General features: G+C 48.1%; 9 protein-coding genes. 8 read left to right on the top strand and 1 reads right to left on the bottom strand.

Going from position 1 to position 14,696, the window contains the following annotated elements; genetic code table 11:
• Positions 1–31 precede the first annotated feature (31 nt).
• The 8 genes from nusG (at position 32) to CLV60_RS11740 (ending at position 11,910) form a co-directional block, all read left to right on the top strand.
• The gene (gene nusG / locus CLV60_RS11775; RefSeq protein ID WP_015812908.1) at positions 32–586 is read left to right on the top strand and encodes a transcription termination/antitermination protein NusG; all 555 of its coding nucleotides are present in this window, start codon (positions 32–34) and stop codon (positions 584–586) included.
• A 75-nt stretch (positions 587–661) separates the two neighbouring features.
• Positions 662–1,111, top strand: coding sequence for a 50S ribosomal protein L11 (rplK, locus tag CLV60_RS11770; protein WP_015812907.1), 450 nt, complete (start codon positions 662–664; stop codon positions 1,109–1,111).
• Positions 1,112–1,147: 36 nt separating this feature from the next.
• A complete protein-coding gene (gene rplA / locus CLV60_RS11765) occupies positions 1,148–1,846 on the top strand; it encodes a 50S ribosomal protein L1 (RefSeq protein WP_015812906.1) in 699 nt (232 codons plus the stop codon).
• Between the two features lies 1 nt (position 1,847).
• A complete protein-coding gene (rplJ, locus tag CLV60_RS11760) occupies positions 1,848–2,378 on the top strand; it encodes a 50S ribosomal protein L10 (RefSeq protein ID WP_090149732.1) in 531 nt (176 codons plus the stop codon).
• A gap of 90 nt (positions 2,379–2,468) precedes the next feature.
• Positions 2,469–2,852: a 50S ribosomal protein L7/L12 gene (rplL, locus tag CLV60_RS11755; RefSeq protein ID WP_019944912.1), complete on the top strand. Its 384-nt coding sequence runs from the start codon at positions 2,469–2,471 to the stop codon at positions 2,850–2,852.
• Between the two features lie 281 nt (positions 2,853–3,133).
• On the top strand, positions 3,134–7,000 hold the full coding sequence (rpoB, locus tag CLV60_RS11750; RefSeq protein WP_106595591.1) for a DNA-directed RNA polymerase subunit beta: 3,867 nt from the start codon (positions 3,134–3,136) through the stop codon (positions 6,998–7,000).
• A gap of 89 nt (positions 7,001–7,089) precedes the next feature.
• Complete coding sequence (rpoC, locus tag CLV60_RS11745; protein WP_106595590.1) at positions 7,090–11,412, top strand: DNA-directed RNA polymerase subunit beta'; 4,323 nt, start codon at positions 7,090–7,092, stop codon at positions 11,410–11,412.
• 168 nt (positions 11,413–11,580) lie between these two features.
• Positions 11,581–11,910 carry a DUF3467 domain-containing protein gene (locus CLV60_RS11740; RefSeq protein ID WP_041736494.1) on the top strand — a complete coding sequence of 110 codons (330 nt, stop codon included), beginning with the start codon at positions 11,581–11,583 and terminating at the stop codon, positions 11,908–11,910.
• On the opposite strand, the gene CLV60_RS11735 is transcribed toward CLV60_RS11740, so the two are convergent.
• Positions 11,911–14,652 (bottom strand): M12 family metallo-peptidase, encoded by a 2,742-nt coding sequence (locus tag CLV60_RS11735; RefSeq protein ID WP_170118767.1) that lies wholly within the window; start codon positions 14,650–14,652, stop codon positions 11,911–11,913. It lies immediately after the preceding gene.
• Positions 14,653–14,696: the final 44 nt, after the last annotated feature.

Genomic DNA, 14,696 nt, shown 5'->3' with positions numbered 1-14,696 from the left:
CTATTTTAGTAAAGATAACCCCCTGAAAGGTATGAGTAGTCTAAATTGGTTTGTATTAAGGGCAGTGTCTGGGCAAGAGAAAAAAATCAAGTCCTACATTGAAAATGAAATCACACGCCAGAAGCTAAACGAATTCGTTCCGCAAATCCTGATCCCTTCCGAGAAGATTTATGAAATGCGTAACGGTAAGAAGCGTGTACGGGAAAAGAACTTCTTTCCCGGGTATATTATCATTTCAGCCGATCTGTCAAAAGGAGAGGTGCTGCACATTATTACAAGTATTCCCGGCGTGATTGGTTTCCTGGGTAATGCCGAAGGAAATTCCAAAGTGCCTGTTCCCCTGCGCCAGTCCGAAATTAACCGTATCCTCGGTAAGGTCGACGAAGCAGAGCAGCACGAAGAAGCGCCAAGCATGTCATTCATCAAAGGCGAGACCGTGAAGGTTGTAGATGGTCCGTTCAGCGGATTTATCGGTCTGGTGGAAGAAGTGTTCGATGAGAAGAAAAAACTCAATGTAGTTGTAAAAATATTCGGGCGTAATACACCCGTGGAACTCAGTTACGCACAAGTAGAAAAGGATAGTTGAACGAATAGCGGGCAGGTAGGCTTCCAACTGCATGTGAGCCGCTAGTCAATCGATGAACCGACAAATTCCAAAACAATGGCAAAAGAAATAGGTGGATACGTCAAACTGCAGGTGAAAGGTGGCCAAGCCAACCCATCACCTCCAATTGGTCCTGCACTAGGATCGAAGGGTTTGAATATCATGGAGTTTTGCAAGCAGTTCAATGGCCGTACCCAGGATAAAATGGGTGTGGTATTGCCGGTAGTTATTACATACTACAAAGACAAGTCTTTCGACTTCGTCATCAAAACCCCCCCGGCCGCTATTCTTCTTCTGGAAGCCTCAAAAGTAAAGACAGGTTCGGCTCAGCCAAACCGTGTAAAGGTAGGATCAGTTTCATGGGATCAAGTTAAAACGATCGCTGAAACTAAAATGCCCGACCTGAACTGCTTCACCGTAGAGTCTGCTATGAAAATGATCGCGGGAACGGCTCGTAGTATGGGTATCACCGTGGCTGGCAAGGCCCCATGGGAAGAAAACAACTGAGCGTAGATTTATAGATACGCCAAAGAAACAAAGAACATGGGAAAATTGACCAAAAAGCAAAAAGAAGCTCTTTCAAAATACGACGCAACCCAGGCTTATACCCTGGAAGCAGCTGCGGATGTTCTGAAAACGATTTCCTATACCAAATTTGATGCTTCCGTAGATATCGACGTTCGTTTGGGCGTAGATCCTCGTAAAGCTGACCAAATGGTGCGTGGCGTGGTAACATTGCCACACGGAACCGGAAAAGAAGTTCGTGTATTGGTGTTGTGTACTCCCGATAAGGAGGCAGAAGCGAAAGAGGCAGGAGCGGATTATGTTGGTCTTGACGAATACATTACAAAAATCGAGCAAGGCTGGACAGACATCGACGTGATTATTACAATGCCGAGTGTAATGGCAAAAGTAGGTAGACTTGGTAAAGTGTTGGGTCCTCGCGGTCTGATGCCAAACCCTAAGTCAGGAACTGTAACTCCGGATGTAGCGAAAGCTGTGAAAGAAGTGAAGGCTGGTAAAATCGACTTCAAAGTTGACAAAACCGGTATCATCCACACTTCTATCGGTAAAGTTTCTTTCGGAACTGACCAGCTTGCACAGAACGCAACGGAGGTTATCAATACCTTGGTTCGCCTTAAGCCTTCATCGGCAAAAGGTACTTACGTAAAAAGCATTCACTTGTCAAGCACGATGAGCCCGGGTGTTATTATTGACAAAAACACGATTCCAGGATTGTAATATGACACGGGAAGAAAAAGCAGTAATTATTGACGAGTTAAGTCAAAAATTCGCCAACACGCCATACTTCTACATTACCAACGCAACCGGTATGACCGTGAGCGAGGTAAATACCCTCAGAGGCCTTTGCTTCGAGCGTGGTGTTGAGTATCGTGTTGTGAAGAATACATTGATTAAAAAAGCGCTTGAAACACTAGATACGGACTATTCTTCTTTCGACGAAGTGTTGAAAGGGTTTTCCGGAGTAATGTTTCACCCGGAGTCAGGTAAAGTACCTGCACAACTGATCAAGGATTTCAAAAAGAAATCAGGTAGCGACAAATTGAAGTTCAAAGGAGCTTCTGTTGACACTGCCCTTTTCGTTGGAGAAAGCCAGCTGGACGTTCTGATTTCACTGAAATCGAAACAAGAACTGATCGGCGAAGTGATCGGATTGTTGCAATCACCTGCCAAAAATGTTATCGGCGCTCTTACAAGCGGCGGACAGAACCTGGCTGGTATTCTGAAAACTTTATCTGAAAAAGAGGACTAATTTGAGTAACCAGGTCTAGCTCTCCGGGTTAATATTAAATGGAGCTTTTTTAAATCATCTTATTGTATAATCAAAAAAATCAAAATAAAAATGGCAGATTTGAAAGCTTTCGCAGAACAGCTTGTTAACCTTACGGTTAAAGAAGTGAACGAATTGGCTACAATTCTTAAAGACGAGTACGGCATTGAGCCAGCAGCAGCTGGTGCAGTAGTAGTAGCAGGTCCTGCTGGTGGTGGTAGCGATGCTCCTGCAGTTGAAGAAAAAACATCTTTCGATGTAATCTTGAAATCAGCTGGCGCAGGTAAACTTGCTGTTGTGAAGTTGGTTAAAGACCTGACTGGTCTTGGCCTGAAAGAAGCGAAAGAACTCGTTGACGGCGCTCCAAAACCTGTAAAAGAAGGTGTTGCTAAAGACGAAGCTGACGCTCTGAAAAAGCAACTTGAAGAAGCTGGTGCAGAAGTTGAAGTGAAGTAATTTGCTCCACAGCATTAGAAGATAAATTCTTAGGGAATAGGCCTGACAACCGTCAGGTCTTTTCCTGTTTTCTATACCAACCAAACGAAAAGCACTTTTTTATCGTTCTGGTTAGAGGTGGCGACGAGATCGCCCCGCATTAATCTCCCCAAGCTGATTTGCCCGAAACACTTCTTTACTCGTAGGAAAGAAGAACAGGGGCGTCAACTTTACTCTTCTACGAGGCAATAGATTAGGTTAAAACTAATTAGTTTTTCTGCTAACCCAAATCACAAATAGCCTTGGCTACTATTAATCCAAAAACACCAAGAAAGAACTTCTCGCGGATTAATCAGATTATCGATTATCCCGATCTTTTGGGAATCCAGGTACAATCGTTCCGTGATTTCTTTAGTCTGGATACATCGGTTGAAGACCGTTCCGGAGAAGGACTTTACAAAGTTTTCGCTGAAAACTTCCCCATCGCCGACTCTCGTGAGAACTTCGTTCTCGAGTTCATCGATTACCTCCTTGAACCACCGAAGTATTCTGTCGACGAATCCATCGATCGCGGTCTGACTTACGCAGTGCCTTTGAAGGCGAAACTGCGTCTGATCTGTAACGACGCCGATCATGAAGAATTTGAAACCATTGAGCAGGAAGTATTCCTTGGAAACATTCCTTACATGACCGAACGTGGTTCGTTCGTGATCAATGGTGCTGAGCGCGTAATCGTATCTCAGCTTCACCGTTCACCAGGCGTGTTCTTCTCGATGAGCAAGCACACCAATGGCTCCAAACTATATTCTGCGCGGATTATTCCATTCAAAGGTTCCTGGATCGAATTCTCTACGGACGTGAACAACGTGATGTACGCGTACATCGACCGTAAGAAGAAGTTCCCGGTAACTACCCTTTTGAGAGCGATCGGTTTCGGATCTGATAAAGACATCCTCGACCTGTTCGGCCTTTCAGAAGAAATCAGCGCAACACCTGCTAACCTGAAAAAGGCAGTAGGACGCCGGTTGGCGGCAAGGGTTCTCCGTACATGGACTGAGGACTTCGTGGATGAGGATACCGGCGAGGTAGTTTCTATCCAGCGTAACGAAGTGTTGCTGGAACGTGACTCTACTATTTCTGCGGATGATATCGATGTGATCCTGGAATCAGGTCAGAAGTCGATCATCATGCACAAAGAGGACATGAACGTAGCGGATTATAACATCATTTATAATACGCTTCAAAAAGATAGCTCAAATTCCGACAAGGAAGCTGTTGAGCAAATTTACCGTCAGCTGCGTAATGCAGAAGCTCCTGATGAGCAAACTGCGCGTGACGTGATCCAGAGCTTGTTCTTCTCGGATAAGCGTTACGACCTGGGTGATGTAGGCCGTTACCGTATCAACAAGAAATTGGGATCGGATACCAGCCTCGACGTTCGCGTGTTGACAACCGGCGATATCGTTTCCATCGTGAAATACCTCATCGGTCTGATCAATGCGAAAGCGGTAGTCGATGATATCGACCACTTGTCAAACCGTCGTGTACGTACCGTGGGCGAGCAGCTTTACGCACAGTTCGGCGTAGGTCTTGCACGTATGGCGCGTACCATCAAGGAGCGTATGAACGTACGTGACAACGAAGATTTCAAACCTGTTGACCTGATCAATGCAAGAACATTGTCATCGGTAATCAACTCGTTCTTCGGTACCAACCAGCTTTCTCAGTTCATGGACCAAACAAACCCATTGGCTGAGATTACGCACAAACGTCGTATGTCGGCACTCGGGCCAGGTGGTCTTTCCCGTGAAAGAGCAGGTTTCGAGGTTCGTGACGTTCACTACACGCACTACGGGCGTCTGTGTACAATCGAAACGCCGGAAGGTCCGAACATCGGTCTGATCTCGTCACTTTGCGTTTTCGCGAAAGTGAACGGCATGGGCTTCATCGAAACCCCTTACCGGGTGATCGATAGCGCAGGTAAGCTGACCAATGAGCTGATCTATATGACGGCGGAAGAAGAAGATTCCAAATACATCGCGCAGGCGAATGCCTCTGTCGATACGGAAGGAAACTTCACCGTTGACAAAATCAAAACACGTTTCGAAGGTGACTTCCCGATGGTGGACCCTTCGCAAGCATCCTATATGGACGTTGCTGCGAACCAGATCGTATCGGTAGCGGCTTCGTTGATTCCATTCCTGGAACACGATGATGCTAACCGTGCCTTGATGGGATCTAACATGCAGCGCCAGGGTGTGCCTCTGTTGCGTCCGCAGGCTCCTATCGTAGGAACCGGTCTGGAACGCCGCGTGGCCATGGACTCCCGTGCATTGGTAGTAGCAGAAGGCGACGGCGAAATCGAATTCGTAGATGCGAAGAAGATCGTCGTGAAATATGACCGTACGGACGAAGATCGCCTCGTGAGCTTCATCGACGACAGCGTTTCTTACGACCTCGTTAAATTCCGTCGTACCAACCAGGACACTTGTTTGAACCTTCAACCAATGGTGTTGAAAGGCCAGAAAGTGAAAAAAGGCGAACCGCTTTGCCAGGGATATGGTACCGAGGGCGGTGAGCTTGCATTGGGCCGTAACCTTTTGGTTGCATTCATGCCTTGGCAGGGATACAACTTCGAGGATGCGATCGTAATCTCCGAGAAAGTAGTACGCGACGATATCTTTACTTCGATACACATCGAAGAATTCGAACTCGAAGTGCGTGATACCAAACGCGGAGAAGAAGAGCTTACTGCTGAGATCCCTAACGTAAGCGAGGAAACTGTGAAGAACCTCGACGAAAACGGTATCGTACAAGTAGGTACAGAAGTAAAAGAAGGTGATATCCTGATCGGTAAGATCACTCCAAAAGGAGAATCTGATCCTACCCCAGAAGAAAAACTCCTTCGTGCGATCTTCGGTGATAAGGCTGGTGATGTGAAGGATGCTTCCAAAAAAGCACCGCCATCGATGAAAGGTGTGGTAATCGATACCAAACTGTTCTCCCGCCCAACCAAAGAAGAGCGTGCAAAACATAAAGACGAGCTTCGTCTGTTGATGAAAAAATACAGCCGTGACCTGACTGCATTACGCGGTCGTGTGATCGACAAGTTGGTTACGTTGACAGATGGCAAAACCAGCTCAGGCGTGAAGCACAAATTCGGTGACGAACTGATCAGCAAAGGAATGAAGTTCAACGTGAGAAACATCTCCGAGAACCTGTTCCCTGCCAACAACCCGTACCGTGACGAAAGCCAGTACGCAGTTCCCGAAGAGGTTAACCTCATCGGAGACGTATTGACAGACTCATGGAGCGAAGACGGCGACGTAAACCGTCAGGTTTCACTGGTGTTGAAAAACTACCTGAATGCCCGTAGCGAAGTAATGGGCCGCTTCAAACGCGATCGTTTCGCATTGGAAGTTGGTGATGAACTACCTGCTGGTATCGTGAAACTCGCGAAAGTTTACATCGCTAAGAAACGTAAACTGAAAGTAGGTGATAAAATGGCAGGTCGCCACGGTAATAAAGGGGTTGTTGCCCGTATCGTTCGTGACGAAGATATGCCATTCCTTGAAGACGGAACTCCGGTAAACATCGTGTTGAACCCACTTGGGGTACCATCACGTATGAACATCGGTCAGATTTACGAAACCATCCTTGCATGGGCTGGTCTGAAACTCGGCCGCCGCTACGCAACACCGATTTTTGACGGTGCTACCGAAGCGGAAGTTGCTGCTGAGCTGAAAGAAGCAGGTCTGCCGGATTGGGGACGTACTTATCTGTACAATGGTCTCACTGGTGAGCAGTTCGACCAGCCGGTAACTGTCGGTCTGATGTACATGATGAAACTGGGCCACTTGGTTGACGATAAAATGCACGCGCGTTCTATCGGGCCATACTCGCTCATTACCCAGCAACCATTGGGTGGTAAAGCGCAGTTCGGTGGACAGCGTTTCGGTGAAATGGAAGTGTGGGCGCTTGAAGCGTTCGGTGCATCGCACATTCTTCAGGAGATCCTTACGGTGAAATCTGATGACGTGGTAGGCCGTGCCAAAGCGTACGAAGCGATCGTGAAAGGTGAAAACCTTCCGAAACCAAATATCCCAGAGTCATTCAACGTACTTGTTCACGAGCTTCGCGGACTAGCATTGGAGATTACACTGGACTAATTTCTAGTCGTAAGCGGCGCATTGAAAAGTGCGCTGCTTAAAAAAAGCAATTGAATTAGTTTCGACTAACAGACAAACGACTCTTTATTATGTCTTTCAAAAAGAATAAAAAATTAAACAGCGACTTTTCCAGAATGACTATCAGTCTGGCGTCACCGGAGTCCATCCTGGAAAGCTCCTTCGGTGAAGTAACCCAGCCTGAAACCATCAACTACCGGACCTACAAGCCGGAGATGGGCGGTCTGTTCTGCGAGCGCATTTTCGGTCCTGTAAAAGACTGGGAATGTCACTGCGGGAAATACAAGCGCATTCGTTATAAAGGAATCATCTGCGACCGTTGCGGTGTAGAGGTAACCGAGAAAAAGGTTCGCCGCGAGCGCATGGGTCACATTGAATTGGTGGTTCCTGTTGCACATATCTGGTACTTCCGCAGCTTGCCGAACAAAATCGGTTACCTGCTGGGACTTTCTACCAAGAAACTCGACCAGATCATTTACTACGAACGGTACGCGGTAGTTCAGCCAGGTATCAAAGAAGAGGACGGCGTTGGCTACCTCGACTTCCTGACCGAAGATGAATACCTCGATATCATCGACAAGCTCCCGCGTGAGAACCAGTTGCTTCCTGACACGGATCCCAACAAATTCATCGCGAAAATGGGTGCCGATGCATTGGAAATGCTGTTGAGCCGCATTAAGCTCGACGAACTTTCTTACGAACTCCGTCACCAGGCTGCTACCGACACTTCTCAGCAACGTAAAGCGGAAGCTTTGAAGCGCTTGAAAGTGGTAGAAGCATTCCGTGATGCGAATACCCGTATCGAAAACCGCCCTGAATGGATGGTGATCAAAATGGTACCGGTTATTCCACCAGAATTGCGTCCATTGGTTCCTCTGGATGGCGGTCGTTTCGCGACTTCGGATTTGAACGACCTTTACCGTCGTGTAATCATCCGTAACAACCGTCTGAAACGCCTCATCGAGATCAAGGCACCTGAGGTGATCTTGCGTAACGAAAAACGGATGTTGCAGGAAGCGGTTGACTCCCTTTTCGACAACAGCCGTAAAGTGAATGCGGTACGTTCAGAAGGTAACCGTGCTTTGAAATCACTTTCTGACATGCTGAAAGGTAAGCAAGGCCGTTTCCGTCAGAACTTGCTCGGTAAGCGTGTCGACTACTCTGGTCGTTCGGTTATCGTGGTAGGTCCTGAATTGAAGTTGCACGAATGCGGTCTGCCGAAAGATATGGCTGCCGAGCTTTTCAAGCCGTTCATTATCCGTAAGCTCATCGAGCGGGGTATTGTTAAAACGGTGAAATCAGCGAAGAAGATCGTAGACCGCAAGGATCCTGTGATCTGGGATATTCTCGAAAACGTGCTGAAAGGTCACCCGGTATTGCTTAACCGTGCTCCGACACTTCACCGTTTGGGTATCCAGGCATTCCAGCCTAAACTGATCGAAGGTAAGGCGATCCAGCTTCACCCATTGGTGTGTACGGCATTCAACGCCGACTTTGACGGTGACCAGATGGCGGTACACGTACCACTGGGCCAAGAAGCCGTATTGGAAGCTTCGATGCTGATGCTTTCTTCGCATAACATCTTGAACCCTGCCAACGGGGCGCCGATTACGGTACCATCTCAGGACATGGTTTTGGGTCTGTATTATGTGACAAAAGGTCGCGTAAGCACCGAGCAATATCCTATTCAGGGTGAAGGCAAAATCTTCTACGGTCCGGATGAGGTTATCATCGCGATCAACGAAGGCAAATTGTCGAAACATGCAAATATCAAATGCCGCGTTCGCGTTCGTAACGAGGACGGTACATTTGAAATTAAGCTGATCGACACCGTTGCAGGTCGTCTCCTGTTCAACCAGGCTGTTCCTGAGGAAGTAGGTTATATCAACGAATTGTTGACTAAGAAAAAACTTCAGCAGATCATTGGTTTGGTATTCAAACAGGCTGGTGTGGCCCGTACGGCTCAATTCCTGGACGAAATCAAAGAACTTGGTTTCCAAATGGCCTTCAAAGGCGGTTTGTCGATGGGATTGGACGACGTAATGGTTCCAAGTGAAAAAGAGAAACTCATCGAGCAGGCGAAAGGCGATGTTGAAAACGTCTGGAACAACTACCTGATGGGTCTTATCACCGAGAACGAACGTTACAACCAGGTGATCGATATCTGGACGCGCGTTAACTCACGCATTACAGAAACGTTGATGAAGCAGCTGGAAACAGACAAAGGCGGATTCAACTCAATCTATATGATGATGCACTCCGGAGCCCGCGGTTCTCGCGAGCAGATCCGTCAGTTGGGTGGTATGAGGGGTTTGATGGCCAAACCTCAGAAGAACATCGCTGGCGGTGCGGGTGAAATCATCGAAAACCCGATTCTTTCTAACTTTAAAGAAGGTCTCGACGTTTTGGAATACTTTATCTCTACCCACGGTGCGCGTAAAGGTCTTGCGGATACCGCTTTGAAAACTGCGGATGCGGGTTACCTGACCCGTCGTTTGCACGACGTTGCACAAGACGTGGTAGTAGTAGAAGAAGACTGCGGCTCGCTCCGTGGTATCGCGATCTCGGCATTGAAAGACAATGAGGATATCGTAGAACCATTGTCGGAGCGTATCCTTGGTCGTGTGAGCGTTCACGATGTGTTCGATCCGTTGACTAACGAATTGATCCTTACATCAGGACAGGAAATCACCGAGGAAATTGCTGCTTACATTGATGAAACCAGCATTGAAACGATCGAAATCCGTTCGGTACTGACTTGCGAAACCCGTGACGGTGTTTGCGCGAAGTGCTACGGACGTAGCTTGGCGTCTGCCCAGATGGTGAACATCGGCGAGGCGGTTGGTGTAATCGCTTCCCAGTCCATCGGTGAGCCGGGTACACAGCTGACACTCCGTACATTCCACGTGGGTGGTACGGCTTCCAACATCTCTGTTGAAGCCAACATCAAAGCGAAATTCGATGGTTTGATCCAGTTCGAAGACCTTCGTTTGGTACAATCTGTTAATTCAGAAGGCGACGAAGTAACCGTAGTAATGGGTCGTTCAGGTGAGGTGAAAATCGTACACCCTGAAACGAAACAACTGCTGATCTCGAACAACGTACCTTACGGTGCGCATTTGCAAGTGAAAGAAGGCGATACCGTATTCAAAGGACAGGAACTTTGTACCTGGGACCCTTACCACGCGGTAATCCTTTCTGAATTCACAGGAACGGTATCTTTCGACGCTATCGAAGAAGGTATCACATTCCGTGAAGAATTTGACGAACAAACAGGCTTCCAGGAGTCGGTGATCATTGAAACACGTGACAAAACCAAAAACCCGGCTATCGTGGTGAAAGGAAAGTCTACCTTGTTGAAAGATCAGACTGAAAAAGGTTACAACCTTCCTGTTGGAGCTCGTCTGGTGGTGAAAGCAGGTGCAGCAATCAAGGCTGGTCAGCCGCTGGCGAAAATCCCACGTGTTGTTGGTAAAACACGCGATATCACGGGAGGTCTGCCACGTGTGACCGAATTGTTCGAAGCACGTAACCCGTCTAACCCTGCAACGGTTTCTGAAATCGACGGTGTGGTATCTTACGGTGGCGTAAAACGCGGTAACCGTGAAATCCATATCGAATCGAAAGACGGAACACAACGCCGTTACATGGTACCTCTTTCGAAACACATCCTCGTTCAGGATGGTGACTTCGTAAGAGCCGGTGACCCGCTTTCCGACGGTGCTATTACCCCTGCGGATATCCTTTCTATCAAAGGACCAACCGCGGTTCAGGAGTACCTGGTGAACGAGATTCAGGAAGTATACCGTCTGCAAGGTGTGAAGATCAACGATAAGCACATCGAGTGTATCGTACGCCAAATGATGCAGAAAGTGGATATCCTGGACGCTGGTGATACCAACTTCCTCGAAATGCAGGCTGTCGACCGCGTGGTATTCCGCGAGGAAAACGACAAGATCCTGGATATGAAAGTGGTTGAAGACTCTGGTAGCTCCGAAACGCTGAAACCGGGTATGATCATTTCAGTACGCCGTCTGCGCGATGAGAATTCGAGCTTGAAACGTCGTGACCTGAAACTGGTTACAGCCCGTGATGCACAGGCTGCGGTTGCAAGACCAACGTTGATGGGTATTACACAAGCTTCTTTGGGTACTGAAAGCTTTGTTTCCGCGGCTTCATTCCAGGAAACAACGAAAGTATTGAGCGAAGCAGCTGTTCGTGGAAAACGCGATGAACTGAAAGGCTTGAAGGAGAACGTGATCGTAGGTCACCTGATCCCGGCCGGTACAGGTATGCGCGTATACGAAAACCTGATCGTTGGATCGAAAGAAGAATACGATGCGCTGTCTGATTCTCGCGAGAGACAATCACGCAAGAAAAAAGAGTTGGCGTAATCCAGCTGAATATGAGTAAACAAAGAGCCGGCCTGCATTAGCGGGACCGGCTCTTTGCTTTCCATGCGAGGCTTCCCAAGTCGGGCCTTCCAGGCCGGACTTTTCCAAGCAGGGTATTTTTAGTAATTTCCCCATCAAATTCAATAGCACAGCTATTTAAAACCAGCAATGAAAGAAGAAAACAAGGAGAACGAACAACAAATTAATGTTGAACTGTCAGAGGAAATGGCAGAAGGTGTCTATTCCAACCTGGCGATGATAGCCCATTCCAACAGCGAATTTATTCTTGACTTCATCCGCCTGATGCCCGGCGTCCCGCGTGCGAAGGTGAAAGCCCGCATTATCGTAACGCCCGAGCACGCAAAACGCCTCGTAGCCGCATTGCGCGACAATATCCAGAAGTACGAAGACCAGTACGGCCCCATTCAGAATTCACAGGACAGCGAGCCGACTTTCAATTTCCCGATCAGTTTCGGCGGACCCGGAGGCGAAGCGTAATCAATCCTTCACGATTTTCCAGGACCGTTTATGACCATTGTGGACGGTCCACAATACATACATTCCCACGTTCAATTTGCTGATATCCCATTCCGTCAGCTGTTCGCGGATTGGCTTCGATATCAGGATATTACCCCGGACGTCTGATATGTGGTAAGTAGCAGGGTTGCTATTTTGCCCGGCATATTGGATGAAAATTCTATCTGAACTCGGATTGGGGTACACGCTCACCTTGGGCAACGATGGCTCAGTAATGCCCGTAATAGGCTCCGGGAGGATCTGTGCCAATTTAGCAAGCCCGTATGAACCTGTGAGCCAGATATTGTCGCTTCCATCGACTTCCATACTGGTGGCGAACTCTGTAAGAGGAATATCTTCGCCCGTTTTCTCCCATTTCGATCCGTTGTATTTCAAAATTCGGGTTTGCAGACCCGATACCAATGTGTAGAACTCACCGGACGGAGAACTGGTGATCGATTTGATGGCACCGCTTGATACCAGCGGGCCCCGCCCGTCCAGCACAGTCCATTTTTGTTTATCCCACAATGCTACGCGATTTCCCATCGCGTTGGCGTCGTATTGCAGGGCCATGATTTTCCCATCGGGGCTAAGTGCAAACGAATCCATACCGGGTAGTAGCTCGGGATGTGTCGAGGAGTTGATACGTTCTATTTCTGAACCAGAAACCAGGTCGATCACGGTGATCTCCCCCTGTCGCTTGTAGTTGGCCGCAAGAATCCACACTTTGCTCGCCATTACGATCACTTTCCTGATAAACCAGTCTTCGGGATAGGATTTCAATAGGGCCAGGTTGTTGTTGCTTTCCTTGTAAACTGCTGAATTGCTCCAATAGAGCCGATGAGACGGATTATACCCGGAGACACCTCGAGTGAAATTAAGGGGACTCAGCGGCGTGAGATTCGATGGCTTGTCATCGCGAAATTTGGCTCTGATGAAGCTGCCGACGGCTCGAAAACCCATAAACTCGATGTTCAGACTGTCATCCACTTGAAATGGGGCCGGCAAATCCATATAGCCAAGAAGCCCGTTGGTATTGGTCCTGTTAAAAACCTGATAAGTGAGATCCTTCTGATTGAGCCTTACAAAGCCCTTGGTCGGGGATGCCAGCCACACATTCTTGGATGTTAGAGCAATCTTCGGATAGGCATGGTTGAATACATCCGGGCCCAATGGCGAGAGGAATGATAGGCCGGCAGGAAGCGAAATGTCAGTTGTGGAGAATGAAAATATGTAATCTTTGGTCTTCGCTTTGGGATAATAGGTATCGTCCTCGTTCCATTCTTCCAGCCTGAAAAACAGATTGGTATTGGCTGGAAGATTTGAAACAACGTCCGTTACTGGCCCAACGTGGCTATATTCCTTCATAAAGACGGCATTGCTGAAATCACGATTGTCGGCGACGCTCACTTTTACCTTTACACGCGAAGTCGGCGCATTATACGAAAACGGGAAAGTCCTTGGAGCATTTTGGTAAAAGGGAATGGATAATGGGAACGCTTGGGAAGGGTTGATGGAAAAGAAGCCGGGCTCAGACCATTTGCTTTGCCCTTGCCCATTAACCGCCCGTACTCTCCATTTGAGCATACTGGGCAGGTTTGCCGTGTATTGTGCTTCCGAAGTGTTTGAAACAATCTTAATGTACGGGTTTTCGAATGAAGCGTCCACCGGATTGCCAATCTCTATCTCATAACTCGTTGCACCAGGAACGGTGGCATACGACAATTTCACCACGGTACCCATTTGAAAAATAGGCGGCGTTGCCTGCATGTTGATTTCAGGAGGCGGAAGCTTATCCGAACCTGTCCTGACAGTAACCGGCTGCGACCACGATGATGCACCGAAAGTGTTGACTGCCCTTATTTTGACAAACAAAGTGTTAGCTGAACCAACTCCCGTGATTTGAAAGCCATTGAATGGCACAGAAACGGTCTTTGCGTTGGAAAACTCGGCGTTTGCGGCGTAGGTGACTTCGTAGGAAAGTGCGGTCGGTGACGCTCGCCAGAAAAGAAAATCCCCTGGCGAAACCTGCGTATTAGTGGTTAATGCGGGCGTTGCGGGAGTACTGCGGATCTTCGAAAACAGCTGGTCGGCGTGGTCCCGCATAATGGCCTGGGACAGCGGATGGAAAGTCGACTGCCTTGTGCAGTAACTCATGAGCGTTCCCGACCGGTCGTGAAGCGCTTCAAGTGCTTTATCGTAGCAATCGCCTTCCGCATTTGTACAAAAGTCGATAGGGCCGCCGGGCCAATTGCAGTTGTGGGTATGAGGCGATGCAAAATTGTGCCCGAATTCATGCATAATTACCAGAGGATTGCCCAATGGTGACACACTGTACTTCCCGCCCAGGTTTGCAACCCCTCCGGCGCCGAACACATTTTTTGTAAAAAGATACACCCGCTTGTCAAAATCCTGATTTACGGGAGCCATGGTTTCGAGAATGCCCAGCAGGTGAAAAATATCATACGTGCTGCCGAATGGGTCGGTGTCCTGATTTTTGAAAATGCGGATACTGGTAACGACCATCCGCGTGTTGATCTCCCTTTCATAAATCTGCGAAGCCTTTTGAATGTCTTCGTGGATTTGGCGGTAAATAAGGTTCGTATCCTTCTCAAACTTGATATAGGTCTGGTAATCGATTTCAACGCCTATCCGGCAGAGGTTCATTTCACCTGCGCCTGTGCGAGCCTTCTGCTGTTGCAGGATAGCCGGTAAGATGGCCATTTTATCGAGAATCTCTTTGGGTAAAGCTTGGTCGCTGGTGCCAC

Source organism: Dyadobacter jiangsuensis (assembly GCF_003014695.1).
Lineage (GTDB): Bacteria > Bacteroidota > Bacteroidia > Cytophagales > Spirosomataceae > Dyadobacter > Dyadobacter jiangsuensis.
This window is presented reverse-complemented; position numbering and strand designations above follow the sequence as displayed.

Excerpts from the sequence above, each read along its gene's own strand:
- CLV60_RS11740 (WP_041736494.1), top strand. The coding sequence starts at position 11,581 with ATGAAAGAAGAAAACAAGGAGAACGAACAACAAATTAATGTTGAACTG.
- rplL (WP_019944912.1), top strand. The coding sequence starts at position 2,469 with ATGGCAGATTTGAAAGCTTTCGCAGAACAGCTTGTTAACCTTACGGTT.
- rplA (WP_015812906.1), top strand. The coding sequence starts at position 1,148 with ATGGGAAAATTGACCAAAAAGCAAAAAGAAGCTCTTTCAAAATACGAC.
- rplK (WP_015812907.1), top strand. The coding sequence starts at position 662 with ATGGCAAAAGAAATAGGTGGATACGTCAAACTGCAGGTGAAAGGTGGC.
- rpoC (WP_106595590.1), top strand. The coding sequence starts at position 7,090 with ATGTCTTTCAAAAAGAATAAAAAATTAAACAGCGACTTTTCCAGAATG.
- CLV60_RS11735 (WP_170118767.1), bottom strand. The coding sequence starts at position 14,652 with ATGGCCATCTTACCGGCTATCCTGCAACAGCAGAAGGCTCGCACAGGC.
- nusG (WP_015812908.1), top strand. The coding sequence starts at position 32 with ATGAGTAGTCTAAATTGGTTTGTATTAAGGGCAGTGTCTGGGCAAGAG.
- rplJ (WP_090149732.1), top strand. The coding sequence starts at position 1,848 with ATGACACGGGAAGAAAAAGCAGTAATTATTGACGAGTTAAGTCAAAAA.